Source organism: Roseovarius sp. THAF27, assembly GCF_009363655.1.
In the GTDB taxonomy this organism is placed as follows: Bacteria; Pseudomonadota; Alphaproteobacteria; order Rhodobacterales; family Rhodobacteraceae; genus Roseovarius.
The window spans coordinates 1,237,110-1,260,725 of sequence record NZ_CP045393.1 but is presented as its reverse complement, the minus strand read 5'-3'; the positions used below and the strand labels follow the sequence as shown (position 1 = coordinate 1,260,725).

Sequence of the window (23,616 nt, the reverse complement as noted above, 5' to 3'; positions counted from 1 at the left end):
TCGTGCGCATCCGGTCGCGCGTGCCCCCGGGGCTGCGGCTGGTGCTTGGCATTCTGCTCATCATCGGCGGGATCTTCGGCTTCCTGCCGGTGCTGGGCTTCTGGATGATCCCGCTGGGCGTTGCCGTGGCCTCGCTCGACGTGGTCCCGGTCTGGCGCCGCCTCACCGGCCGTGCGCCCAGGCGCTGAGCCCATCTCTTCCTCTGGCCAAAAATATCCCGGGGGGAGCGGCGAAACGCAGTTTCGCCGTGGGGGGCAGAGCCCCCCGCGACAGCCGCCTATTTCAGCTGGCTGTCTTTTGAGCCCCGCCGGTTGATCCCGCCCCGCGCCTGCTGCGCGCCGTCACGCTCCTGGCTGCAATCGATGCACAGCTTCACGCCCGGCAACGCCTCGCGCCGCGCCTGCGGGATCTCCTCCTCGCATTCGGCGCAATGAGTCAGGCTCTCGCCCACCGGGCGTTTCGCGGCCTTCATTCGCGCCAATTCGTCCTCGATCGAGGCTTCGATCTGTTCGGAAACCGCGCCGTCGCGCGCCCATCCACCGGCCATGTCAAAATTCCTCCTGAACGGCACATATAGGATGCCGCGGGGCCCATGTCACGGTTGCGCCTCCAGCACCATGTAATCCTCGAACGCATCCCGCCCCAGTGACGCCTGCTCCAGCATCCCGTTCAGCACCGAAATCGCCGAGGGCGAGGTGATCGCCACCGCGTGGTCCAGCCCCTCGCCATCCGCCAGCGCGGTGAAGTCGATCACCTTCACCGGCAGCCCCGCCACCGCCTCCGGCCCGTCGATCACCCCAAGCCGCTTCTTGCGCCCGGTGATCAGGCTGGCAAGGCTCAGCGCCCGGTCCTGTTGCGTGACGAATATCAGGAACGGCTGCGGCAGCTCGCCGATCGCCTCGGCCTGCCGGCGAAACACATCGGGGTCGATGTCGGGCGACATCAGCACCACGCCGCTGATCCGGTCCAGAAGATGCCGGTCGCCTTTCAGCGCCGCCTGCCGCATCACCTCCATCACCAGCTGCGCACCCATGGAATGCGCCAGCAGCGTCACCCGGTCCCGCGGCCCGCTGGTCAAGGCGTTCAGCAGATCCTCCAGGTCATCGCGGGCATATAGCACGCTGTCGCGGTCATAGACATAGCCCCGCGGATCCCCGGCCGAGGCCCAGGCGAACAGCACCGACGGTGCCGCCACCTCGAAATCCTCGCGCATCTGCGCCAGCCGGTAAAGACTGTCGGACAGCGTCGTGTTGTAGCCATGCACGAAGACCTGCGTCTCGCGCCCCGGCCGCGCGCCCTTCACATCGCCAAGGAATGCCGCGGCGGACGGATAGACATCCGTCGCCGCCACGACGAAATCGGTCGCCGCATCAGGCGGCCCGTCGGGCCACTGGACGTGACCGGCCTTATGTGTCGGGGGGATCGAGATATCGGCCCGGAAATATCGCACCTCGCCCGAGCGCTTCGCGCCAAAGGTCTGCCCGGTACGGTCCAGCGCCTTCTGCGTCGCGACATAAAGCGTCTGCAGATGCGCCTCGGGCACGCTCGGCGCATAATGCGCCGCGGGACGCGGCGCGCAGGACGCCATCACGAACAGGCATAAAACAGACAGCGCGCGCAACGGACGCCTCCTTCGGTTCCGACTCACCTGGCAACAATAAGGCCCCTCCCGCAATGCGGAAGGGGCCAATTTTCGGTGCCGTCGCGTGAGTTGCGTGCGCTGCCCGGGATCAGGCGGTCGCCATCATGCCCTTCTCCGCGGCCAGCGACCGCATGCGCTTCTGCAGCTTTTCAAAGGCACGCACCTCGATCTGCCGGATCCGTTCCCGGCTCACGTCGTACTGGCCGCTCAGATCCTCCAGCGTCACAGCCTTTTCGCTCAGCCGGCGCTGGGTCAGGATATCCTTCTCGCGGTCGTTCAGAACGTCCATCGCCTCGGCCAGCAATTCGCGCCGCGCCTCCAGCTCGTCGCGCTTCTCATAGTCGCCGGCCTGGTCGGCATCCTCGTCCTCCAGCCAGTCCTGCCACTGCATCGTGCCTTCACCCTCGGCACCCACCGTGGCGTTCAGCGACGCGTCGCCCCCGGACATCCGGCGGTTCATGCTGATCACCTCGTCCTCGGTCACGCCAAGGTCGGTCGCGATCTGCTTCACCTTGTCGGGATGCAGGTCACCCTCTTCCAGCGCGCCGATGCGGGCCTTGGCCTTGCGCAGGTTGAAGAAAAGCTTCTTCTGCGCACTCGTTGTGCCCAGCTTTACCATCGACCAGCTGCGCAGGATGTATTCCTGGATGCTCGCCCGGATCCACCACATGGCATAAGTGGCCAGCCGGAACCCCTTCTCGGGGTCGAACCGCTTGACCGCCTGCATCAGGCCCACATTGGCCTCGGAAATGACCTCGGCCTGCGGCAGGCCATAGCCGCGATAGCCCATGGCGATCTTCGCCGCCAGGCGCAGGTGGCTGGTGACCATCTGGTGCGCGGCCTCGGTGTCCTGTTCCTCGACCCAGCGCTTGGCCAGCATGTATTCCTCTTCCGGCTCCAACAGCGGGAATTTCCGGATTTCCTGCAAATAGCGGTTTAGCCCGGCTTCGGGCGACGGCGCAGGAAGATTTGCATAATTGCTCAACCCTGTGACCCTCCAATGTTTATTGTCTTAACATCCATATGGGCAGCCATCAGCCCGGATTCAAGACAGGTGAACCGAATGGTTTAATTATTTATGAATCAAACCAGACCTTTTTTCCAGTGATGTGACGTTTGCTCACGCACACGTGCTGTGCTGTCATATTAACGTCAGGCTGCGGTGCCCAGTTCCTGCAGCAGGTTTGCCATGTCCTCCGGCAGCGCCGCCTCAAAGCGCAGCATCTCCCCCGTACCCGGATGCTCGAACCCCAGCAGCGCCGCATGCAACGCCTGCCGTGGGAAACTTTGCGCGGCGTCCAGCGCGCCCGGCGACAACGCCTTCGCATTCAGCTTGCGCCGCCCACCATAAACGGGGTCGCCGATCAGGCCATGCCCCGCATGCGCCATGTGCACCCGGATCTGGTGCGTCCGCCCCGTCTCCAGCCAGCACTCGATCAGCGCCACCTGCGGCGGCACCCCGAACGGTTTTACAACGCGCGCCCGTGTCACCGCGTGCCGCCCGCCTTCGAACAGCACCGCCTGCCGCTGCCGGTCGGTCTTGTGCCGCGCCAGCTGCGTCGTCAGCTTCAGAATATTGCCCGCCTCGAAACTGGCCCCACGCACGCCGCGCAGCCGCGGATCTGCGGCATCCGGCACCCCGTGCACTACGGCCAGGTACTTGCGCTCGACGCTATGCGACTCGAACTGCGCGGCCAGCCCGTGATGCGCCCGGTCCGACTTCGCCACCACCAACAGACCGCTGGTATCCTTGTCGATCCGGTGGACGATGCCGGGCCGTTTCTCGCCGCCCACGCCGGACAGGCTGCCGCCGAAATGGTGCAACAGCGCATTGACCAGCGTGCCATCCGGGCTGCCCGGCGCGGGATGCACCACCATGCCCGCGGGCTTGTCGATCACAATCAGGTCGTCATCCTCGAACACCACGTCCAGCGCGATCTCCTGCGCCACCACGTCCACCTCGGCGGCCACCGGCACGGTGATCTCGACGATGTCGCCTTCGGCCACTTTCGCCTTGGGATCGTCGACCACCACACCACCCACGCGCACCGCGCCCTCGGCGATCAGCCGCGCCAGCCGCGTGCGCGACAGCGACGCTGCCTCTGGCACATCGCGCGCAAGCGCCTTATCAAGGCGCGGCGGCGGATCGGCCCCGATCCGCACGGTGACACTGGATTCCAGGGGGGCTGCGCCCATGAACGACACTCCTCAGCCGCCGTCGGTCGACCCCAAGATGGTGCGCTACCTGCGCACCCTCGTGACCGTCCTGACGGGCGTGATGATTCTGGGATTTCTAGTCATCGTCGCGCTCTTTGTCACCAAGTTCTCCGGCGCGTCCGGCCCGGCACTGCCCGAAGAGATCACCCTGCCCGACGGCACCACGCCCACCGCCTTCACCCGCGCCGATGGCTGGTACGCGATCGTCACCGACGCCGACACGATCCTGATCTTCGACGAAACCACGGGCGAGTTGCGCCAGACCATCGACGTCACCGCCGACTAGCCGCGCAACGGGTTCGATCTGCAAGAAAGGGGGATGGTACCACCTCCCCGGCTCGAACGGGGGACCTCCTGATCCACAATCAGGCGCTCTAACCAACTGAGCTAAGGCGGCACGCGGCACGGATTTAACTTTCCCGGTCCGCGATTGCAAGCCTCTTTGACACTTCCCCGCCCATTCCAACCCGCTTGCCTTCACGCGGCCAAGGCGGTAGGCCATTCCAATTATCCAGGAGGCGGCCGTGGGCATCAACGACGAACGCGACATCGAGGCGAATCTGCAGATCGGTCCCACCGACCAGGGCATGGTGCGCCTGTTCATCATGGCGGGCTCTACCGAGATTCCCATGGATTTCGAGCCCGACGAGGCCCGCGAGATCGCCGAGGAGATCCTCGCCGCCGCCAAGGCCGCCGAGACGAAACGCTAGCCGGCCGCACCCAAAATTTACGCAAATTTTGGGATAGAAAATACGCATTTTCTATCCCGTTTTCTGCGCAGAAAACGCCCCCACTACAGCCCCGGATCGCGCGCGCCCTGCAACCGCAGCGCCGCCTGCCGCGCAAACCGCCGTGTCAATGCCGTGCGCCGCGCGCCCGCCAGCTTGTGCTCCGGCGCCATCCGGATGATCTGCGCATCATAGGCATCCGCGATGATCAACCCTGTGCCGTCCGGCAACAGGTCCGTCGGGAACGCTTCGTCCACCGCCCAGAAATACCGATCGCACCACTCAAGATATCCGTCCCATTTCAGGTCCGAAGTGAAATCGGCCCGGCTCGACTTGCACTCCACAACCCAGATCTCGCCCTTCGGCCCCAGCGCCATCACGTCCACGCGCTTGCCCCGCTCGGGCGAAAACTCCTCGACAGTGGCGAAATCATATCCCAGCAAATGCCGGCACACGCCCCGCGCCAAAAGCTGGCCGGGCTGCATCGCAATTATGTCGCTGGCTTGGTCCTGCATGACGCCAATTTACGAACAATACGTGAACATTGGCAAGCCCCTACACGGGAATTGCTGATCACGCAGGCTTGTCTTGTGTGATTAATTAACCATTTCATAGTGATGTCCCCGGGGTCAGGCACGGTCGCGCCCCTCTTTCGCTGTAAAAAGGTCCGCCATGCCCGATCCGAAAACAGACTCCTCCCGCACACGCGGCGCCCGCTATGCCCGCGATCTCGAAGGCCATATCGACTGGCTGGAAACCTTCTCGGGCACGGCCTTGGGCGTTCTTGCCGTGGCGTCGGGCATCTACACCTATCTCGGCGTCTCGTCCCTGCTGGACGACACCGGCGCCATGTCGACCTTCGCGGCGCTGGCCTATTCCGTCGCCGTCTCGGTTGGCATTTTCGTCTTCTGGTCCTACCTTCTGCGCCTCTTTCCCGCCGTCACCTCCGCCCGCGCCCGCGTCGGCCTCTTGGGCGCGATGGGCCTCGGCTCGGTCGCCATCATCGCCATGTCCAGCTGGCTCAACGCCGCCGCCCTCGCCGGCTCGGCGGCGGTCGAACAACACCTCGCGGAAACCGTGCAGGACTACCAGCAAAGCCTCGAACGCGCGCACGAGATTGCCCTCACCGGCCAGGCCCTGGGCCGCGACGTCGCCCGCGTGCGCCAATCCTTCGAGGATCTCAGCGAACAGGAAGCCACCGGCAACCTCTCGGGCCTTGCCGGCCGCGGCGCCGTCTTCCGGGTCTTGCGCCAGAAATCCGCCGAACTTGCCGCCCTCGAACAACAGATCGCAGAACAGACCCCGCTCGTCGACACCGCCTTCGCCGAAGGCAACACCATCCTCAGCCGGATGCGCTCCCTCACGGTCGAACCGGGGCCGGTCGAGGCCCGCTCGGTCGAGTTCTCCGAGGCCGCCGTGCGCCTGCAGGGCCTTATCACCCAGATGCGCCAGCTGACCGTCGCCCCCCTCGTGGAACGCGCCGCGCAGGATCTTTCGGCCTCTGTCGTGCTACCCGAGCTTGACAGCCGCACCGCCGAGGGCCGCGGCGACCAGGCCGCCACCATCACCTCGGTGCTCGAGGTCCTGGGCCAGCGCGCCGCCACACTGGAACGCGCCGCACAGGAGGTCGCAGCACTCGAACCCGCACCGGAGGTCACCTACACGCCCATCTCGTCGGCCGACGCGGTCATCCTCTATGCCCGCAACTTCGTCCCTTCCTGGGCCGGTGCAATCGCCATCGACCTTCTGCCCGCCGTCCTGGTGCTGATCCTGTCGATCACCCACGGCATGATCCGCTCGATGCGCGACGGCACCGATATCGAGGACACCATGACCGTCGCCGAACTGCGCGCCGCCATCGCCGTGGCCCACGAGATCGAGGACACGCCCGCCCCGCGCAAACCCGGGCAGGAGGACACGCGGGAGGATGGCCACAAGGTCAAGCGCATCACCGGAACCACGCCATGAGCGACGCCGACCGGGACGAAAAAACCAAGAGCAAGCACGGCCCCCCCGTCGCACGCATCCTCACCGGCGCGCTGATCTTCCAGATCGGCATCGGCGCCCTGCTGGTGCTGGGCGATGTCAGCGTCTCGGGCCTGCGCCTGCCGGGCATGGCCCCCGACGCCCCCCGCCTGACCGAACCCGTGCGCCCCGGCGACCAGCGCCGCCTCTTCCGCCCCGACCGCGACCGCCCCGCCACGCGCCCCGCCCGCGACCCCGGCGAGCTGCCCGAGCGCCTGGTGCTGACGCAGGAAGACGGCACTACCTACCGGCTCGAGGGCGGCATTGCCGAGGGCGACGCCGCCCGCATCATCAAGCGGCTCGACGAAAGCGAACCCGCCCCCGAGACCCTCATCCTGCAATCCCCCGGCGGCACCGTGACCGAGGCGCTGGCCCTCGGCCGGCACTTCCGCGACACGGGACTGACGACACAAATGCTCTCGGGGGAATATTGCTTCTCCGCCTGCCCCTACATGCTCGCCGGCGGCGCCACGCGCGAGATCGACGAAGCCGCCCAGGTCGGCGTCCACCAGCACTATTTCGGCGAAAGCACGATCCTCCCCGCTTCCTTCGCGGTCGAGGATATCCAGGCGGGCCAGGGCGAAGTCATGAGCTATCTCGACGAGATGGGCATCGATCCGATGGTCATGACCCACGCGCTCGCCACACCGCCCGATGAGATCTACGTCCTGCTCCCCGAGCAGTTGCGGGACTACGGATTTATTTCGGATGCCGCGGAATAGCCCCTTGCCGCACCGCCTCCGACGCCTTACCTCAATGGGGTGACGGGTGCTGCCCTTCTCGTGAACGGTTGCATTCCGGTGGCCTTAAGCAATTCCGAGGGAGCTGGCTCTGTCCGGGCCCTGGTCCGGTTACCCGGCGCCCACCTGTATATACAGGTCCTCGGGAATGAGAGAACCAAACGGTTGCGTGCGGGCCCGTCACACCTTCCGCACAGTGCGCCGCGCCGTGGCTTGGAATCATACCCTTATCCCGGATGGCCCGACGCCAGAGATCCTCGGGTCAAGCCCGAGGATGACGTGGATGACCGTAGGGTGGGTGAAAACCCACGCGCGCGACGCTTGCGCAACCCCGACGCAATCCGAACAGCGTGTCTCACAAATTCAATTCGAAAAAGCCTACCGCTTGCTCCAGAACGGACGCTCGCCCTGATCCACCCGCACCGGGATGGTCGCATGGTCCCGCCGCATCACGTGCTGGCGCAGCCCGCCACCGGGGCCGTCATCGTCGTCATCGTCCTTCATCCGCATCACCGTGATGCCGAACTGCACGCCCGCAAAGACGATCCCGTTCGACACCCACAGCAGCAGGACCGCCAGCCAGCCCTTGTCGGAATGGCTGACCAGGTGCCACAGGTTGGCGATATCGAACCACAAGAGCATCCCCACGAAGACCGCCGCAAGGCCAAAGCCGATGGCGACGTTCATGATATACATGCGGATGAGCTTGGGCATTGGACGACTCCTTTGCGCGTTGCACATAAGTGTAGCACAACGTTCCCGCTCCTCAAGGAAAAGCACCCGCGCCACCGGCTGATCGGTGCCGTTCCGCCGCGACATGTCGTCCGACGGACACCTCCGAACCCGTCAGCCGGGGGCCTTAACCCGACATCCCCTCTGGCCTTCCGCAAACCCCTGCGCTATCTGGCGGGCCTGTAACCCCAGAGGCGCCAGATGTCCGAAACCCAAGCTTTCGAAAAACCCGGTCCCGTCGAGGCCGAACTGCGCTCCGCGATCTCTCCCACCGAGGAAATCATCGCCGAGGCGCGGGCCGGCCGCATATTCATCCTCGTCGACCACGAAGACCGAGAAAACGAGGGCGACCTGGTGATCCCCGCCGAATTCGCCACGCCAGAGGTGATCAACTTCATGGCCACCCACGGCAAGGGTCTCATCTGCTTGCCCATGACATCCGAGCGCATCGACCGCCTTGGCTTGCCCATGATGGCCGTGAACAACTCGTCACGCCATGAGACCGCCTTCACCGTCAGCATCGAGGCCCGCGAGGGCGTCAGCACCGGCATCTCGGCCGCCGACCGTGCGCTGACCATCTCGACCGCGATCAACGAACAGAACACCCAGGCGCATATCGCCACGCCGGGCCACGTCTTTCCCCTGCGCGCCCGCAACGGGGGCGTGCTGGTGCGTGCCGGCCACACCGAGGCCGCCGTGGACATCTCGCGCCTCGCCGGTCTCAACCCCTCCGGCGTGATCTGCGAGATCATGAAGGACGACGGCACCATGGCACGCCTGCCCGACCTGGTGGACTTCGCCAAGACTCACGGCATGAAGATCGGCACCATCTCCGACCTCATCGCCTATCGCCACAAGCACGACAACCTCGTGCGCGAGGTCCGGCGCGAGACCGTCACCTCGTCCCATGGCGGCGAGTGGGAGATGCGCATCTTCGCCGACCAGATCACCGATACCGAACACGTGGTGCTGTCCAAGGGCGACATCACCGACGGCAAGCCCGTGCTGGCCCGCACCCACGCCCTCAACGCGCTCGAGGATGTGCTCGGCATCGGCCTTGATGCCAAATCCGACGGCCCCACCGGCAAACTGCCCCGCGCCATGAACATCATCGCCCGCGAAGGCCGCGGTGCCGTGTTCCTCTTCCGCCAGCCCCGGCCCAGCCTCGCCTCGGAAATGGAAGAGGACGACACGCCCCGGACAATCAAGCAGACGGGCCTCGGCGCTCAGATCATGTCGACGATGGGCCTGCACGAACTGATCCTCGTCACCGACAGCCCCAAGACCCGCTATCTCGGGCTTGACGCCTATGGCATCAGCATCGTCGGCACGCACCCTCTCAGCGAAGGATAACGCCATGGCCGGAACCGAATACACCCTGCCCCGCGCCACGTTCGACAAGCCCGTGAAACTGCTGATCGTCGTGGCCCCCTTCTACCGCGACATCGCCGACATGATGATCGAAGGCGCCCGCGCCGAGATCGAAGCCTCCGGCGCGACCTACGACCTCATCGAAGTCCCCGGCGCGCTGGAAATCCCCACCTCCATCGGCATTGCCGAGCGCCTGTCGAACTTCGACGGCTACGTGGCGCTTGGCTGCGTCATCCGCGGTGCCACCACCCATTACGAGACGGTCTGCAACGATTCCAGCCGCGGCATCACCCTTCTGGGCCTTCAGGGCCTCTGCATCGGCAACGGCATCCTTACGGTCGAAAACCGCGATCAGGCCGTGGAACGCGCCGACCCCGAGCAGATGAACAAGGGCGCAGGCGCCGCCGCCGCCGCCCTGCACCTCATTGCGCTCACCCGCAAATGGGGCACCCGCAAGGGCGTCGGCTTCATGCCGGACGCGGAAGAATACAGGCTCGCAGGCACGCCCAAGGATACGCCCACCGCATGACCGAACTCTCCGGCAACCAGAAACGCAAGATGCGCTCCGCCGCGCGGCTCTACGCCGTGCAGGCGCTCTTTCAGATGGAACATTCCAGCCAGTCCTACGAGACGATCATCCGCGAGTTCCTCGATTTCCGCTTCGGCCAGGAAGTCGAAGAGGGTATCGACATGGCCGACGGCGATATCGACCTCTTCCGCAAGCTGGTCGAACAGGCGGTGAACTGGCAATCGAAGATCGACCAGATGACCGACCGCGCGCTGGTGGCCAAGTGGCCCATCGCCCGCATCGACCCCACCTTGCGGGCCGTCTTCCGCGCCGCCGGGGCCGAATTCCTCGAAGGCGAAGCGCCGGTCAAGGTCGTGATCAGCGAATTCGTCGATGTCGCCAAGAGCTTCTATCCCGAGGGCAAGGAAGGCAGCTTCGTCAACGCCGTGCTCGACCACATGGCCCGCGAGGCGAAACCCGAGGCGTTCTGAGAGACGGGGGGGGGCCGGTTGGCCGGACCCTAAACCGGTTCGCCTTTCACCAAAGGCATCAACCAAAGGCAAAACACGTACGACGCTTGTGTGCGCCGCGGTCTTTGGCGGGTCAGCCGTGATCCGGGTTTACCGGAAGGCGCTTCAGTGCCCGCCGCCCCCGGCCAGCCCCACGCCCGAGATGATCGACCCCCAGACCTTCAGCCGCAGCCCCGCCGCCTTCACGACGCCCGTCGCGGCCACCAGGTGCCCGCCCATTCCCGGCAGGTCGGTGCGGTAGGTCTGAACGATGCAACCCGACCCATCCAGGACGATCTCCTCGTGCTCGGGATGGACCAGTTCCATGTAGACCAGAACCGACCCGCGCTGCCGCACGCTGTTGGGATCTAGCAGCTTCGCTCCCGGCGTCACCTGCCCGGTCGCGATGGCCGGTTGAATCGCCACCACCCGCGCCGGCAGGACCGCGTTGCGGAACGACAGGTTGGCATTGGCGTCACAGGCGATCTCGGCCGGCATCCCCTCGTGCAGGTTGGCCATCGCCACCTGCGAGAACCCGGCCACGATCCGCACCGGCGTGTCCGCGCTCCGTTCCGGGATGATCACCATCGCCGGGCTCAGGATCAGGGTCGAGGCCGGGCTGCCCTCGCTCATCGCCAGCTGCGTGACCGTACCGGCGGCAAAGCTGCGCACCACGGTGCGCTCCAGTGCCACCTTGGCGCTTTCCAGCCTGGTCTCCGCCGCGCGCCGCTGCGCCGGGATACCCTCTTCCAGGTCCGAGGTGGCCGCGTCCAGTTGCGCCTGCGCCGCCGCCAACTCGGCCTGCGCTGCGTCCAGCGCCGCCTGCGCCGTGCGCACGTCGTCCTCGCGCCCAACGTTGCGCTCCACCAGGGTCTGCGCATTCTGCAAGTCCACCGAAAGCTTGGCCAGGTTCGCCTCGACCTGGCGCACCTGCGATTCCGCAACCCGCAGCGCATCCTGCGCTTTGGTCTCGGACGCCGCGATCTGTTCGAACTGCGCCTCGGCCTCGGCCACGGCGGCCTTCTGCGACGCGTCTTCGATCCGGAACAGCACGTCGCCCGCCGCGACCCGCTGCCCGTTCACCACGTTCACCCCTGTCACCGGCCCGCTGGTCTGGGCCACGACCGACACGGTGCGGAATGGCACCAGCCCGGAATAGCTCTTGGGATGGAAATAGAAGATCACCAGGAACAGCGCAAAGGCCATGACGGCCCACATCACCACCGCCGTCTTCATGTTCCACACGCTCAGCGCCTCGCCCCGCCACTTCAGCTGGAAATACCGGATGATCACCGGAAACGATGTCAGAAGAAGCTCAATCATGCGCCGTCCCCCCCGGGCTGCGCCGGTCTCTCCGCATGTGCCGTTTCCCGCGCCGTCTCGCCGTGCCCTCGAGCCCCACCTCGACATGCCCCAGGTTGAACCGCGCCCAATCCGCCATCAGCGCGATCAGGATGGCGCTCAGCGGCAGCAGGATGTTGAAATGGTCCAGCGGAAAGATCTCGTACAGCAGCGCGATGGTCAGCATCGTCGGAATGGTCTTCGCCAGCGGCGTGCCTTGCGACTGATGCTCGGCCCACCTGTCGAACGCGGCATAAAGCACGACCATCCCGTAGATTGCCAGGCACAGCAGGACCACCACGAACCATGCCAGGTAATCGGTTTCCCCGGGCCCCACGAACCACGACGGGTTCGCGTGCGCCGACTCTGAATTTGCAGCCATTTCAATGTCCCCGGTGCGAGTTCCGAATTTGCAGGTACTAAAAAAGACGGGTACGAGAACCAATCCCTCGACCTAAGGCGAGTATGCGCAACCTGTAAAGCAAAAAGCAGGGCATCGGCCCCGCGCGTCAGGCGTCGGCGTCGTCTTCCCCCTGCTCCGCCGACCACGTGCCCGCCGCCTCGACCACGAAGGCCGACGAGGCCGGCAGCACGCCCAGGTAGCTCTCGGTCTCGTCCACCGGCGTCGCGGCCCGTTTCGTCATCCGGTAGGCGGCATAGGCCGCAATCGCCGCGAACGCCGCCGCCAGCACCAGCCAGAACGCCGCCGGCCCTGATACGTCCATCACCCAGCCCGCCGCCAGCGGGCCCAGGATGGCCCCGATCCCGAAGGTCAGCACCAGCCCGCCCGACGCCGCCGCCATGTCCTCAACCGGCAGGAAATCGTTGGTATAGGCCAAGAGCAGCGAATACAGCGGCGTCGTCACGCCCCCGGTCAGGAAGGCCGCCGCCATCAGCGGCCAGAACGTCCCGCCCATGGCCCAGCCCAGCAGGCAGAACGCAGCCCCCAGCGCCGCCGCACCGAAGATCACCTTGCGCCGGTCGATCCGGTCCGACAGCCAGCCGATGGGGTATTGCAGCACCAACGCGCCCCCGAACAGCATCGCGATGAACAGCGCGATCTCGCCCTTTCCCATGCCGATCTGCGCGCCGTAAACCGCGCCCATCCCGGACTGAGTCGCATAAAGACTGCCCAGCAGGAAGATCCCCACCGTGCCCAGCGGCGAGCCGGTGAAGAGCTCCCGCAACGGCATCGCACGGATCACCTCCGCCGCCGGTACCGGCGTCACCGACAGCAGGATCGGCGCAAAGGACACCGACACCAGGATCGACGCCCCGATGAACAGCGACGCCCCCGCCGTCTCGCCCAGGTTCAACAGCCCCTGCGCCCCGATGATGCCCAGCGTCTGCGCGATCATGTAGGCCGACAGAACCTTGCCCCGCGTCTCGTTCGTCGCCGCGTTGTTCAGCCAGCTTTCCGCAGTCACGTAAATGCCCGACATGGCAAACCCGATCAGGATCCGCAGGCAGGTCCAGGCCCAGGGCTCGGCCAGCAGCGGAAAGGCAATGAGCCCCGCCGACATGAAGCTGCCCAGGGCGGCGAAGACCCGCACGTGCCCGACCCGCCGGATCAGCCGCGGCGCATAGCGCGCGCCCAGCAGAAAGCCCACGAAATAGCCCGATGTCACCACCGCCAGTTCGCCCGAGGAAAACCCCTCGATATCCCCGCGCAGACCGATCAGCGTGAAATGCATCCCGTTGCCCAGCATGATCAGCACGATCCCGATCAGCAGCGCCCAGATCCCCGCAAAAGCCTGAAACATCGCGTGCCCCTTTTCGATTCGGCAGCCCCTATGCCCTGCCGTCACTCCTGCCAGCGTCCCCCACCGCCGTCGTCCCACCGACGCCGCTTTGGCGTCCCCCCGCGACACCGCCTAAATTGGACGACAACCCACGCCGCGCCGCTACGTAGGGTGGGTGAAAACCCACCTTTGGTGGGTGAAAACCCACCTATGGCGGGTACGCCGCCCCTAATCCAACTTGTCGCGCACCCGCTTGATCATCCACCACACCGCCGCCACCACCGGCAGCGCCACGATCGCCGTCAGCATCTCCTTCGACATCCCCGTCGGCTCGGTCAGCGGGTAGAGAAGATACCCCGCCAGCGACACCGCGTAGTAACTGATCGCCACCACCGACAGCCCCTCGACCGTGCGTTGCAGGCGAAGCTGCAAATCCGCGCGCTTGTTCATGCTCTCCAGCAAATCCTGGTTCTGCGCGCTCCGCTCCACATCCACCCGAGTCCGAAGCAACTCACCGGCCCGCATCGCCCGATCCGACATCGCGTCCAGCCGTTCTTTGGTCGACAGCACCGTGCGCATCGCCGGATCATAGCGGCGCATCATGAATTCACCAAAGGTCTGCCGCCCGTTGAACCGCTCCTCGCGCAGCACCGTGATCCGCTGCTTCACGATCTGCTCATAGGCCGAAGTGGCGCCAAAGCGATAGGACGACCGCGCCACCATCCCCTCCAGCTTGGCCGAGATCTCCAGCAGATCGTCCAGCGTGTCCTCCGCGGCCACCGACCCGCCCGGCATGTTGCTGATCAGATGCGTCAGCCGCTCTTCCAGCGCGCCCATGTCGGGCCGCATCTCGCCCACCCTGGCAAAGCCCAGCATCGACATGGTCTTGTAGGTCTCGATCTCGAACAGGCGCTGCACCACGCGCCCCATGCGCCGCGTGCCGATATCGGCCGACGCATTGACCATGAACCGCAGATGCCCCGCCGGGTCGATGCGGAAATCGCCCGCGATGATGGCGCTGTCGTCCAGCACCCGTGCCACGGCCACGCTGTCGGCCACGAACCAGTCGTGGATGTTCCGGCGCACCGTGTCCTCGTCCTTCTGCGTCTCGATCCGAACCATGGCCGAGGTCATCCGGTGCCCCGGCGCCTCGCTCAGCCAGTCGCCCGGAAAGACCTCGAACTCCGCCGGATCGAAGGGCCGGTCGCTGACCCCGTCACGGAACGCGGTATAGGTGACGAACTCGGTGTGCCGCTCCCATTTCAGATGGTGCTTGCCGATATCGCCGGAATAATGCGAGGCACCCGGCTTGGGATGCACCGCGCCATAGCGGTCCAGTAGCGCCGTCAGATGCGCCAGGTCATCGCCCCGGTCCCGCGCCGCCGCCCCCTCGACCCGCTTGATCGCCAGGAAGACTCCGGTCGCCGGTGCGCTCAGGTTGGGAAAGGGCCGCGCGTGCAGCTCGTTCGACAGCTCGTATCGCAGCGGATGATCTTCAATGGGCGGCATGGCTCTCGCGTCCTGACATGTCCCGGCACCCTAGCGACACGGCCCGGAGATGAAAATAGATTGAAGCGCACTTTCAATAACTTAGCGGAATGCAACTGTATACTGGCGCAAATTTAGCCGGTTTCGGCCCTGAACGCACGTTCTCCATCCACCGCTCGGTAGGGTGGGTGAAAACCCACGCGCGCACCACACGAAAAAGGGCGCCGAACCCACGCCCGACGCCCCTTTCCAATCCTGCCCGCTTATTGCTCAGGCCGCTTTCTTCAGCGCCTTCTTGGCCTTCTTCAGCTTGGCCTCCTGCTTGGCGACCTTCTTCTTGCGGTCTGCCACTTCCTGTTTCAGCGATTTGATCTTGGCTTTCTTCGCCATCGTGTCTTCCTTTCAGATATGTCCTGCGCCTCCTGCCGTACCTACGACGAGCGCATATTAAATCTATATTCATTGTATATACGTTTTGCAACCCGCAACGGCACCCGCCCAGACGTCCCGGACCTGATCCGGGACCTCCGCCGCGCCCCAACGAAAAAGGCCCGCCAGCCGGCGGGCCCTTTCCAATTCCATAAGGCCGGGCCTTACCCGATCTTCGACAACAGCGCCGTCACGCTGTCCTTGGCATCGCCATAGAACATCCGCGTGTTGTCCTTGAAGAACAGCGGGTTCTCGATGCCGGAATACCCCGTGCCCTGCCCGCGCTTGGACACGAACACGTTCTTGGCCTTCCAGACCTCCAGCACCGGCATCCCGGCGATGGGGCTGTTGGGATCGTCCTGCGCGGCGGGGTTCACGATGTCGTTCGAGCCGATCACGATCACCACGTCCGTATCGGGGAAATCGTCGTTGATCTCCTCCATCTCCAGCACGATGTCATACGGCACCTTGGCCTCTGCCAGCAGCACGTTCATGTGCCCCGGCAGACGCCCCGCGACGGGGTGAATCGCGAACCGCACTTCCTTGCCTTGAGCCCGCAGCTTGTTGGTCAGCTCGCTGACCGCCTGCTGTGCCTGCGCCACCGCCATTCCGTAGCCCGGCACGATGATAACGCTGTCGGCTTCGTTCAGGGCATTGGCCACGCCGTCGGCGTCGATCGGCACCTGCTCGCCCTCGACTTCCGCCGCCGGACCGCTGGACCCGCCAAAGCCGCCCAGAATCACGCTGACAAAGGACCGGTTCATGGCCTTGCACATGATGTAGCTCAGGATCGCACCCGACGAGCCCACAAGCGCACCCACAACGATCAAGAGGTCATTGCCGAGGCTGAAGCCGATGGCCGCCGCCGCCCAGCCGGAATAGCTGTTCAGCATCGAGACCACCACGGGCATGTCCGCACCGCCGATCCCCATGATCAGGTGATAGCCGATGAAAAGCGCCAGCAGCGTCAGAACGACCAGCGTCCAGCTGCCCGACCCGCTCAGGTACATGATCGCCAGCACCAGCGACAAGGCTGCCGCCGCCGCGTTCAGGATATGCCCGCCCGGCAGCTTCGTGGCGGCCGAGTCGACCTTGCCCGCCAGCTTGCCATAGGCAATCACCGACCCGGTGAAGGTCACCGCACCGATCCAGATGCCCAGCACCAGCTCGACCTTGAGGATCGACACTTCCACCGCCGTCTTCTTGGCGACGATCGCGGCGAATCCGGTGAACTGCTTGGCAAAGGCCACGCCTTCCGCCGTCACTTCCTCGGGCCGCGGGAAGGGCAGGCCCGCATCGGCGAACTGCGCCGCCACGCGCCCCAGCTCGATATCCGCGTTGAAGCCCACGAAGACCGCGGCCAGACCGACGAGCGAGTGCATGATCGCCACCAGCTCGGGCATCTGCGTCATCTGCACCTTGGTGGCCAGCTGATAGCCCACCACCGCGCCGCCCGCGATCATGATCAGTGACACCAGCCAGAGGCCCGCACCGGGGCCGATCAGCGTCGCCAGAACCGCAATCGCCATGCCGGCAATGCCGTACCACACCGCGCGTTTCGCGCTTTCCTGCCCCGACAGACCACCCAGGCTGAGGATGAAGAGAACTGCCGCGACCGCATAGGCCGCAATGGTAAATCCGAAATCCATCGTCCCTTACCCCCTTACGATTTCTGGAACATGGCGAGCATGCGCCGTGTCACCAGGAAGCCGCCGAAAATGTTGATCGCCGCCATGAAGATGCCGAGACCGGCCAGCAGCGTGATGAGGTAGGAGGTCGAGCCGATCTGTGTCAGCGCCCCCAGGATGATGATCGAGGAGATCGCGTTCGTCACCGCCATCAGCGGCGTGTGCAGGCTGTGCGCCACGCCCCAGATCACCTGGAACCCGATGAAGACCGACAACACGAAGACGATGAAATGCTGCATGAAGCTCGCCGGCGCCACGGTGCCGACCAGCAGCACCAGGAACGCGCCAACGCCCAGCAGGCCCACCTGGTTCATCGTCTGCTTCTTGAAGGCCGCCACTTCCTGCGCCTTCTTCTCTTCCGGCGTCAGTTCCTTGGGCTTTTCCTTCTTCGGGGCCGCGGCGATGGCCGACACCTTGGGCGGTGGCGGCGGATAGGTGACCTCGCCCTTGTGGGTGACCGTCGCGCCCCGGATCACGTCGTCTTCCATGTTGTGATCGACCTTGCCGTCCTTTTCGGGCGTCAGGTCGGTCATCATGTGACGGATGTTGGTGGCATAAAGCGTCGAGGATTGCGTCGCCATCCGGCTGGGAAAGTCGGTATAGCCCACGATGGTCACCTTGTTGTCGGTGACGATCTTCTTGTCCTTCTCGGTCAACTCGCAGTTGCCGCCGCGCTCGGCGGCCAGGTCCACGATCACCGACCCCGGCTTCATCATCTCGACCATGTCCTTGGTCCACAGCACCGGCGCGGGCCGGTTCGGGATCAGGGCCGTGGTGATGACGATGTCGATGTCCGGCGCCAGCTCGCGGAATTTCTCAAGCTGCTTTTCCTGGAACTCGGGGCTCGAGGGCGCGGCATAGCCGCCGGTCGACGACCCGTCCTTCTGCTCCTCCTCGAAATCGAGGAACACGAACTCGGCCCCCATCGATTCGATCTGCTCGGCCACTTCGGGCCGCACGTCGAAGGCGTATGTGATCGCGCCCAGGCTGGTCGAGGTGCCGATCGCGGCAAGCCCCGCCACACCGGCACCGACCACCAGCACCTTGGCCGGCGGCACCTTGCCCGCAGCAGTGACCTGCCCGGTGAAGAAACGGCCGAAATTGCTGCCCGCCTCGATCACCGCGCGATAGCCGGCGATATTGGCCATGGACGACAACGCGTCCATCTTCTGCGCGCGGCTGATCCGCGGCACCGATTCCATCGCGATGACGGTCGCGCCCTTCTCGGCGGCGATCTTCATCTGCTCTTCGTTGCCACCGGGGTTGAAGAAGGAAATAAGGGTCTGGCCCTTGGTCAGGCGCTTGACCTCGGTGTCGGTGGGCACGCGCACCTTGACGACGATGTCGCTGGCCTTCCACAGCGCCGCGGCCGACTTGATGATCTCGACACCGGCCTCCTTGTAATCGGCATCCGAAAAACCGGCGGCCTCGCCCGCTCCGGCCTCGATGGCACAATCATGGCCCAGCTTCTGAAGTTGCAGCGCCGAGTCCGGCGTCATCGCCACCCGCGCTTCGCCTTCCATCACCTCTTTTGGTGTTCCGATCTTCAACTTTCACTCCCCCCGTTTTCTGACGGTCACTTGTGGCGGCCCCTCGGCCTGTCGCTTTCCGCACCCTAAAGGTCGGGTACGCCTTATCACACAAAATTTATCACCTTGGAATGTAGCGATTGTCGCAGGGTGTCAAACCCAACGTCGGGTCTTATGACAGTATTGCGCGAAATTCATTCGAAACTTTCGTCGCAGTCGGTCCTCCTCGGGCAGGATGAAGCGCCGCTCGATCACCCAGAGGAAAATCGGTACCAGCGGCAGGCTCAGCACCGCGTCCCAGCGCAGGATCAGCCCCGCAAGGATCAGCGCGTCGCCCAGGTAGATCGGGTTGCGGCTGCGCTTGTAGATACCCGAGGTCACCAGCCGCTCTGCCTCCAGATGCGGAATCGGCGTGGTCCGGTGGCGCCTCAGCTCGATCAGCGCCAGCGCCATCAGCACCAGCCCCGCTCCCACCAGCAGCCCGCCCGCGAAATCCGCCCAGGCCCCGCCAAAGCTCAGCGCTGCCGGATAGTGCGACGCCTGCACCCACGCCAGCGCCGCCGCCCCGGCCAGCCACACGGGCGGTATGTCGATCCATTTCAGCACGCCGGTCTCCTTCTGGGCGGGTCCAAAATTTGTGCAAATTTTGGAATGGAAAATACGCATTTTCCATCCCGATTTCTGCCGCAGAAATCGCGCCCTTGGCAAGCCGTCCGGCCTGCGGCACAGTCATGCGCATGACACTGACAGGAAAACACGCACTGGTCACCGGCGGCGGCACCGGCATCGGTCTGGCCATCGCCCGCGCGCTGCAAGACAACGGCGCCGACGTCACCATCACCGGCCGCCGCCCCGAGGTTCTGGAAAAGGCCGCCAGCGGCCACGGCCTGCACCCGCAACCGATGGACGTGCGCGACGAGGCCAGCGTGGTCGAAGGCATCGCCGCCTCCGTCGCCGCACGCGGCCCGATCCAGATCTGCGTGCCCAATGCCGGCATCGCCGAGGGCCGCAGCCTGTCGAAGACCGATACCGATTTCTGGCACCGCACCATGGCCACCAACCTCGACGGTGCGTTCTGGACCATCCGCAGCGCGATGGCCTCCATGAAAACCACCGACTGGGGGCGCGTGGTGGCGATCTCCTCCATCGCGGGGCTCAGGGGCCTCAAGGGCGCCGCCGCCTACTCTGCCTCCAAGCACGGGCTGATCGGCCTCATCCGCGCCCTTTCCGAGGATTACATGGGCAGCCCCTTCACCTTCAACGCGGTCTGCCCGGGCTATGTCGACACCGACATCATCACCCGCAATGTCGATGCCATCAGCGCCCGCGCCGGGGTCGACGCCGACACCGCCCGTTCCATGATGGTCGACGCCAACCGCCACAAGCGCCTGATCGCCCCCGACGAGGTCGCCGCCGCCGTCGCGTGGCTCTGCGGTCCGGGATCCGAAAGCGTCAACGGCCAGACCATCGAAATCGCCGGCGGCCAAGTCTGACAATGCTGCCCCGCGACGCGTTCATGACCTTCTGCGCGGCGCTGCCCGCCACCAGCCATGTCGTGCAATGGGGCAACGCGGATGTCTGGAAGGTCGGCGGCAAGGTCTTTGCCATCGCCGGCTGGAACCAGGGGCGCGTCGCCTACACGTTCAAGGCCTCCGACATCGCCTTTGACGTGCTCCGGGACCAGCCCGGCATCCGCCCGGCCCCCTATCTCGCCTCCCGCGGCATGAAATGGCTCCAGGTGCATGCCGACCCGGGCCTCTCCGACGACAGCCTGAGGGACCATCTTAGGGCCTCCTACGACATGGTCGTGGCCGGCCTGACCAAAAAGAAGCGGGCCGAGCTGGGTCTCTGACGCTCGTCTGCCGCCCGACGGTCACGCCCGCAAAAAGACCCAATTTATCTCAAAATCGCCAAAAATCTCCCGCCTTCCGGCCACGGAGGCTCTGTATCCGCGTTGGAAACAACCGGCGCAAGAGCAGCAGACGAATGCGCCTGGGTCACGCGGCACAAGACCGCGGACGGATAAAGGAAGGCAGGAAGACCATGGCCACCTATGAGGTCAAGTTCTACAATTACAACCCGGCCGGCAACATCCCGACCGGCACGGGCAGCACCTTCACCTGGAGCGGTCCCGGCACCGCCACGGGCACCGCCGTCATCACCGACAACGAGACGGGCATCCAGGAATTCACCCTCGACGACGACAGCGCGGGCGGCGAATCCGCCACTGCGAATGTCACCGTGGGCGGCAACACCTCGGTCGCATCGGACGTCGACGCCGAACTTGTCTGGACCCTGCGCGACACCGTCACGGGCCAGACCTTCCAGGTCATCCAGTTCGAGGTCGAGGACGGTGCCGCCAGCGGCAACTACACCCTGTCCGAAGTGCCGCTGGTGGCCGGCCGCAGCTATCAGGTGCAGGCCTACGACTCCAACCCCAACGCCGCAGCGGGCGACATCGCCTTCAGCGCGCAGGATTACACCGACCAGATCGTCGACGGCACCGATGGCGACGACACCATCGACGGCAGCTATAGCGGCGATCCCCAGGGCGACGTGGCCGATGGCGGCGACGGCACCGGCGCGGGGCTCAATGCCGACCTCATCCATGCCGGCGCGGGCAATGACAGCGTCGTGGCGGGGCTCGCCAACGACACCGTCTACGGCGGCTCGGGCGACGACACGATCCTCGGCGGCTCGGGCAACGACATCCTCTACGGCGACAGCGACCCGCGCGAATCCAGCAGTTCGGGCGGCACCAATATCGTGGGCAGCACCTTCAGCGTGTTCCGCCTGGGCAGCGACGCGGATGTCGACCCGACCGAGACCAACACCGCCAGCGAGAACGCCGGCAACCTGAGCGGCACCTACGGCAGCAGCGACGACCCGCTCTACCAGCAGCTTCTGTCGGCCCAGACCTTCGACAGCAACAGCGACGGCACGCTGCAATCCGACGACAACGGCCAGACGCCCGAGACCATCGTCATCGACGGCGTCACCTACCAGATCGATTCCGGCCTCGTCTACAACGCCACCGTCACCTTCACCGACGGCACCTCACAACCCTTCACCGCCGTGGTCATCCAGACCACCACGGGCGAAACCTTCATGCTGCCCGAGCTGACGAACAACGCCGACAACGCGATCCTGACCAGCCAGCCGATCCAGTCGATCACGCTCGGCACGCTCAGCAACGACAGCGCCACCATCGGCGCCAACCGGCTCGACGCCGACTACCAGCTCGGCGACGGGGCCCCCGGCGACGACAGCATCGACGGCGGCACCGGCAACGACACGATCTACGCCGAAGGCGGCTCCGACACCGTCACTGGCGGCGACGGCAACGACGTCATCTACGGCGACGACGCGCCCGCCACGGGGCAATGGGACTACCAAGTCTACAACTACGACTTCGGGGCCACCAACGGCCAGGCCTTCGACATCGAGTCGGGAACGCTTGTCGGCTCGGGCCAGTCGGATGGCTTCGATTCGAATACCCTCGTGAACGAGGCCCGAGGCACGACCGGCGACCCCGATGACTTCGGCGTGATCTACACCTCGCAGTTCCTGGCGTCCCAGGGCGGCACCTACACGTTCTCGACAACCTCGGACGACGGCTCGACCATCCGGCTACTCGATAAAAACGGTGACCCCCTCACCTTCACCAACCAGGGCGGCGGCACGGCCGACTACATGAACAACGACTTCCACCAGGGCGCGACGACCCGGTCGGGAACAGTCGAGCTGGAAGCCGGCCGCATATACACCATCGAGGTCCGGCACTGGGAAAACGCCGGAGCCGAAGTCATCTCGGGGCAGGTCACGACACCCGGTGGCGTCACCTCGGACCTTGCGGACAGCAGCCACGTCATAGGACCGCCAGTCGCGTCCGGTGGCGATGACAGCCTCAGCGGCGGTGCCGGCAACGACGCCATCTTCGGCGGGGCGGGAAACGACACGCTGATCGGCGGCACCGGGGCCGACACGCTCCACGGCGGCCTCGGCGACGACGAGATGTACCTAGCCGAGGGCGACCGCGCCTTTGGCGGCGACGGCGACGACCTCTTCGTGCTGGGCGACCTGGGCGAGGCCGGCTCAGGCACCATCACCATCGTCGGCGGCGAAGGCGGCGAGACCAACGGCGACACGCTGCGCCTGACGCCCGACGTCAGCCGCAACGACATCACCTTCACCAACACCGATGACGATACGGGCGGGCTCTCGGGCAATTTCACCCTGCCCGACGGCACCACGGTAAGCTTCTCGGAAATCGAGAACATCATCTGCTTCACCCCCGGCACCCGCATCCTGACGCCGCAGGGCGAACGCGTCATCGAAACGCTGCGCCCGGGCGATCTGGTCATCACCCGCGACAGCGGCCCCCAGCCGATTCGCTGGATGGGCCATCGCACGGTCGAAGGCCGCGGCAAGTTCGCCCCCATCGCCGTCAATTCGACGGTCATGGACGGCGCGCGCCGCCCGCTCCTGGTCTCGCCGCAGCACCGGCTGATGTTCTCGGGCTACCGCGCCCAGCTTCTCTTTGGCGAAAGCGAGGTTCTCGTGGCCGCCAAACACCTTGTCGGTCTCGAGCACGACGTGCGCATCGCCGAACGCCGGCTGGTCACCTATTTCCACATGATGCTCGACCGGCACGAAATCGTGTATGCCGAAGGCGCGGCGACCGAGAGCTTTCACGCCGCCGACGTGGGCGTGGGCGCGCTCTCGGACGCCTCGCGCGAGGATATGTTCCGCGTCTTCCCGCACCTGCGCGGCGATCTCACGGCCTATGGCGACACCGCCCGCCTTTGCCTCAAACCCCACGAGGCACGTCTTCTGGTGGAAGGCAGGCAGCGCCTTGCAATGGCCGCGTGAAACTACCTCGCATTGCAGGCAAATTCCATTTTTTGGCCTCATTTACTGCTGAATC

General features: G+C 65.3%; 24 protein-coding genes and 1 tRNA gene. 11 read left to right on the top strand and 14 right to left on the bottom strand.

Annotated features, from left to right (window positions below):
* The first annotated feature begins 2 nt into the window (after positions 1–2).
* Positions 3–188 carry a hypothetical protein gene (locus FIU89_RS06295; protein WP_254701807.1) on the top strand — a complete coding sequence of 62 codons (186 nt, stop codon included), beginning with the start codon at positions 3–5 and terminating at the stop codon, positions 186–188.
* Between the two features lie 89 nt (positions 189–277).
* On the opposite strand, the gene FIU89_RS06290 is transcribed toward FIU89_RS06295, so the two are convergent.
* The 4 genes from FIU89_RS06290 to FIU89_RS06275 all read right to left on the bottom strand — a co-directional run bounded on the left by FIU89_RS06290 (position 278) and on the right by FIU89_RS06275 (position 3,838).
* Positions 278–547, bottom strand: a complete 270-nt coding sequence (locus FIU89_RS06290; RefSeq protein ID WP_103762405.1) for a DksA/TraR family C4-type zinc finger protein — start codon at positions 545–547, stop codon at positions 278–280.
* Positions 548–595: 48 nt separating this feature from the next.
* Complete coding sequence (locus FIU89_RS06285) at positions 596–1,621, bottom strand: alpha/beta hydrolase (RefSeq protein ID WP_254701806.1); 1,026 nt, start codon at positions 1,619–1,621, stop codon at positions 596–598.
* A 109-nt stretch (positions 1,622–1,730) separates the two neighbouring features.
* Complete coding sequence (gene rpoH, locus FIU89_RS06280) at positions 1,731–2,627, bottom strand: RNA polymerase sigma factor RpoH (RefSeq protein ID WP_152491809.1); 897 nt, start codon at positions 2,625–2,627, stop codon at positions 1,731–1,733.
* Between the two features lie 167 nt (positions 2,628–2,794).
* Complete coding sequence (locus FIU89_RS06275; RefSeq protein WP_152491808.1) at positions 2,795–3,838, bottom strand: RluA family pseudouridine synthase; 1,044 nt, start codon at positions 3,836–3,838, stop codon at positions 2,795–2,797.
* Between FIU89_RS06275 and FIU89_RS06270 the strand changes: the two genes are divergently transcribed.
* Positions 3,837–4,145 (top strand): DUF6476 family protein, encoded by a 309-nt coding sequence (locus tag FIU89_RS06270; protein WP_152491807.1) that lies wholly within the window; start codon positions 3,837–3,839, stop codon positions 4,143–4,145. The two genes, FIU89_RS06275 and FIU89_RS06270, sit on opposite strands and share 2 nt — an antisense overlap.
* 34 nt (positions 4,146–4,179) lie before the next feature.
* Here FIU89_RS06270 and FIU89_RS06265 read toward each other — a convergent pair.
* Positions 4,180–4,256 (bottom strand) — tRNA-His (locus FIU89_RS06265).
* A 127-nt stretch (positions 4,257–4,383) separates the two neighbouring features.
* Between FIU89_RS06265 and FIU89_RS06260 the strand changes: the two genes are divergently transcribed.
* Entirely contained in the window at positions 4,384–4,569 is a 186-nt protein-coding gene (locus tag FIU89_RS06260; protein ID WP_057792785.1) for a DUF6324 family protein, read from the top strand.
* 83 nt (positions 4,570–4,652) lie between these two features.
* Here the strand turns inward: FIU89_RS06260 and FIU89_RS06255 are convergent, their stop codons facing one another.
* On the bottom strand, positions 4,653–5,102 hold the full coding sequence (locus FIU89_RS06255) for an MmcB family DNA repair protein (protein ID WP_254701805.1): 450 nt from the start codon (positions 5,100–5,102) through the stop codon (positions 4,653–4,655).
* Between the two features lie 157 nt (positions 5,103–5,259).
* Between FIU89_RS06255 and FIU89_RS06250 the strand changes: the two genes are divergently transcribed.
* Together FIU89_RS06250 and FIU89_RS06245 are read left to right on the top strand one after the other, a co-directional pair.
* The gene (locus tag FIU89_RS06250; RefSeq protein WP_152491805.1) at positions 5,260–6,555 is read left to right on the top strand and encodes a hypothetical protein; all 1,296 of its coding nucleotides are present in this window, start codon (positions 5,260–5,262) and stop codon (positions 6,553–6,555) included.
* Positions 6,552–7,334, top strand: a complete 783-nt coding sequence (locus tag FIU89_RS06245) for a hypothetical protein (RefSeq protein ID WP_152491804.1) — start codon at positions 6,552–6,554, stop codon at positions 7,332–7,334. The genes FIU89_RS06250 and FIU89_RS06245 overlap by 4 nt, the downstream gene beginning before the upstream one ends.
* Before the next feature lie 396 nt (positions 7,335–7,730).
* On the opposite strand, the gene FIU89_RS06240 is transcribed toward FIU89_RS06245, so the two are convergent.
* Positions 7,731–8,066 (bottom strand): hypothetical protein, encoded by a 336-nt coding sequence (locus FIU89_RS06240; RefSeq protein WP_152491803.1) that lies wholly within the window; start codon positions 8,064–8,066, stop codon positions 7,731–7,733.
* Between the two features lie 219 nt (positions 8,067–8,285).
* Between FIU89_RS06240 and ribB the strand changes: the two genes are divergently transcribed.
* From ribB to nusB, 3 genes are read left to right on the top strand one after another with little or no spacing between them, the layout of a single operon-like run.
* A complete protein-coding gene (gene ribB / locus FIU89_RS06235) occupies positions 8,286–9,437 on the top strand; it encodes a 3,4-dihydroxy-2-butanone-4-phosphate synthase (RefSeq protein ID WP_152491802.1) in 1,152 nt (383 codons plus the stop codon).
* 4 nt (positions 9,438–9,441) lie between these two features.
* Positions 9,442–9,984, top strand: coding sequence for a 6,7-dimethyl-8-ribityllumazine synthase (locus FIU89_RS06230; RefSeq protein ID WP_152491801.1), 543 nt, complete (start codon positions 9,442–9,444; stop codon positions 9,982–9,984).
* Positions 9,981–10,454, top strand: coding sequence for a transcription antitermination factor NusB (nusB, locus tag FIU89_RS06225; protein WP_152491800.1), 474 nt, complete (start codon positions 9,981–9,983; stop codon positions 10,452–10,454). Before FIU89_RS06230 ends, nusB begins: the two co-directional genes overlap by 4 nt.
* A 144-nt stretch (positions 10,455–10,598) precedes the next feature.
* On the opposite strand, the gene FIU89_RS06220 is transcribed toward nusB, so the two are convergent.
* From FIU89_RS06220 to FIU89_RS06190, 7 genes are all read right to left on the bottom strand, one after another.
* Positions 10,599–11,795 carry an HlyD family secretion protein gene (locus FIU89_RS06220; RefSeq protein WP_152491799.1) on the bottom strand — a complete coding sequence of 399 codons (1,197 nt, stop codon included), beginning with the start codon at positions 11,793–11,795 and terminating at the stop codon, positions 10,599–10,601.
* Entirely contained in the window at positions 11,788–12,195 is a 408-nt protein-coding gene (locus FIU89_RS06215; protein ID WP_254701804.1) for a hypothetical protein, read from the bottom strand. The genes FIU89_RS06220 and FIU89_RS06215 overlap by 8 nt, the downstream gene beginning before the upstream one ends.
* A gap of 127 nt (positions 12,196–12,322) precedes the next feature.
* Positions 12,323–13,576, bottom strand: coding sequence for an MFS transporter (locus FIU89_RS06210; protein WP_152491798.1), 1,254 nt, complete (start codon positions 13,574–13,576; stop codon positions 12,323–12,325).
* Positions 13,577–13,783: 207 nt separating this feature from the next.
* On the bottom strand, positions 13,784–15,064 hold the full coding sequence (locus FIU89_RS06205; RefSeq protein ID WP_152491797.1) for a DUF3422 family protein: 1,281 nt from the start codon (positions 15,062–15,064) through the stop codon (positions 13,784–13,786).
* Positions 15,065–15,636: 572 nt separating this feature from the next.
* Entirely contained in the window at positions 15,637–17,121 is a 1,485-nt protein-coding gene (locus FIU89_RS06200) for an NAD(P)(+) transhydrogenase (Re/Si-specific) subunit beta (RefSeq protein ID WP_152491796.1), read from the bottom strand.
* Between the two features lie 14 nt (positions 17,122–17,135).
* On the bottom strand, positions 17,136–18,710 hold the full coding sequence (locus FIU89_RS06195) for a Re/Si-specific NAD(P)(+) transhydrogenase subunit alpha (protein ID WP_152491795.1): 1,575 nt from the start codon (positions 18,708–18,710) through the stop codon (positions 17,136–17,138).
* Positions 18,711–18,842: 132 nt separating this feature from the next.
* Entirely contained in the window at positions 18,843–19,292 is a 450-nt protein-coding gene (locus FIU89_RS06190) for an isoprenylcysteine carboxylmethyltransferase family protein (protein ID WP_254701862.1), read from the bottom strand.
* Between the two features lie 134 nt (positions 19,293–19,426).
* Here FIU89_RS06190 and FIU89_RS06185 point away from each other — a divergent pair, with 134 nt between their 5' ends.
* The 3 genes from FIU89_RS06185 (at position 19,427) to FIU89_RS22780 (ending at position 23,561) form a co-directional block, all read left to right on the top strand.
* Positions 19,427–20,182, top strand: a complete 756-nt coding sequence (locus tag FIU89_RS06185; protein ID WP_152491793.1) for an SDR family NAD(P)-dependent oxidoreductase — start codon at positions 19,427–19,429, stop codon at positions 20,180–20,182.
* 5 nt (positions 20,183–20,187) lie between these two features.
* Complete coding sequence (locus FIU89_RS06180; RefSeq protein WP_152494418.1) at positions 20,188–20,541, top strand: MmcQ/YjbR family DNA-binding protein; 354 nt, start codon at positions 20,188–20,190, stop codon at positions 20,539–20,541.
* A gap of 191 nt (positions 20,542–20,732) precedes the next feature.
* On the top strand, positions 20,733–23,561 hold the full coding sequence (locus FIU89_RS22780) for a Hint domain-containing protein (RefSeq protein WP_172978041.1): 2,829 nt from the start codon (positions 20,733–20,735) through the stop codon (positions 23,559–23,561).
* Positions 23,562–23,616 lie beyond the last annotated feature (55 nt).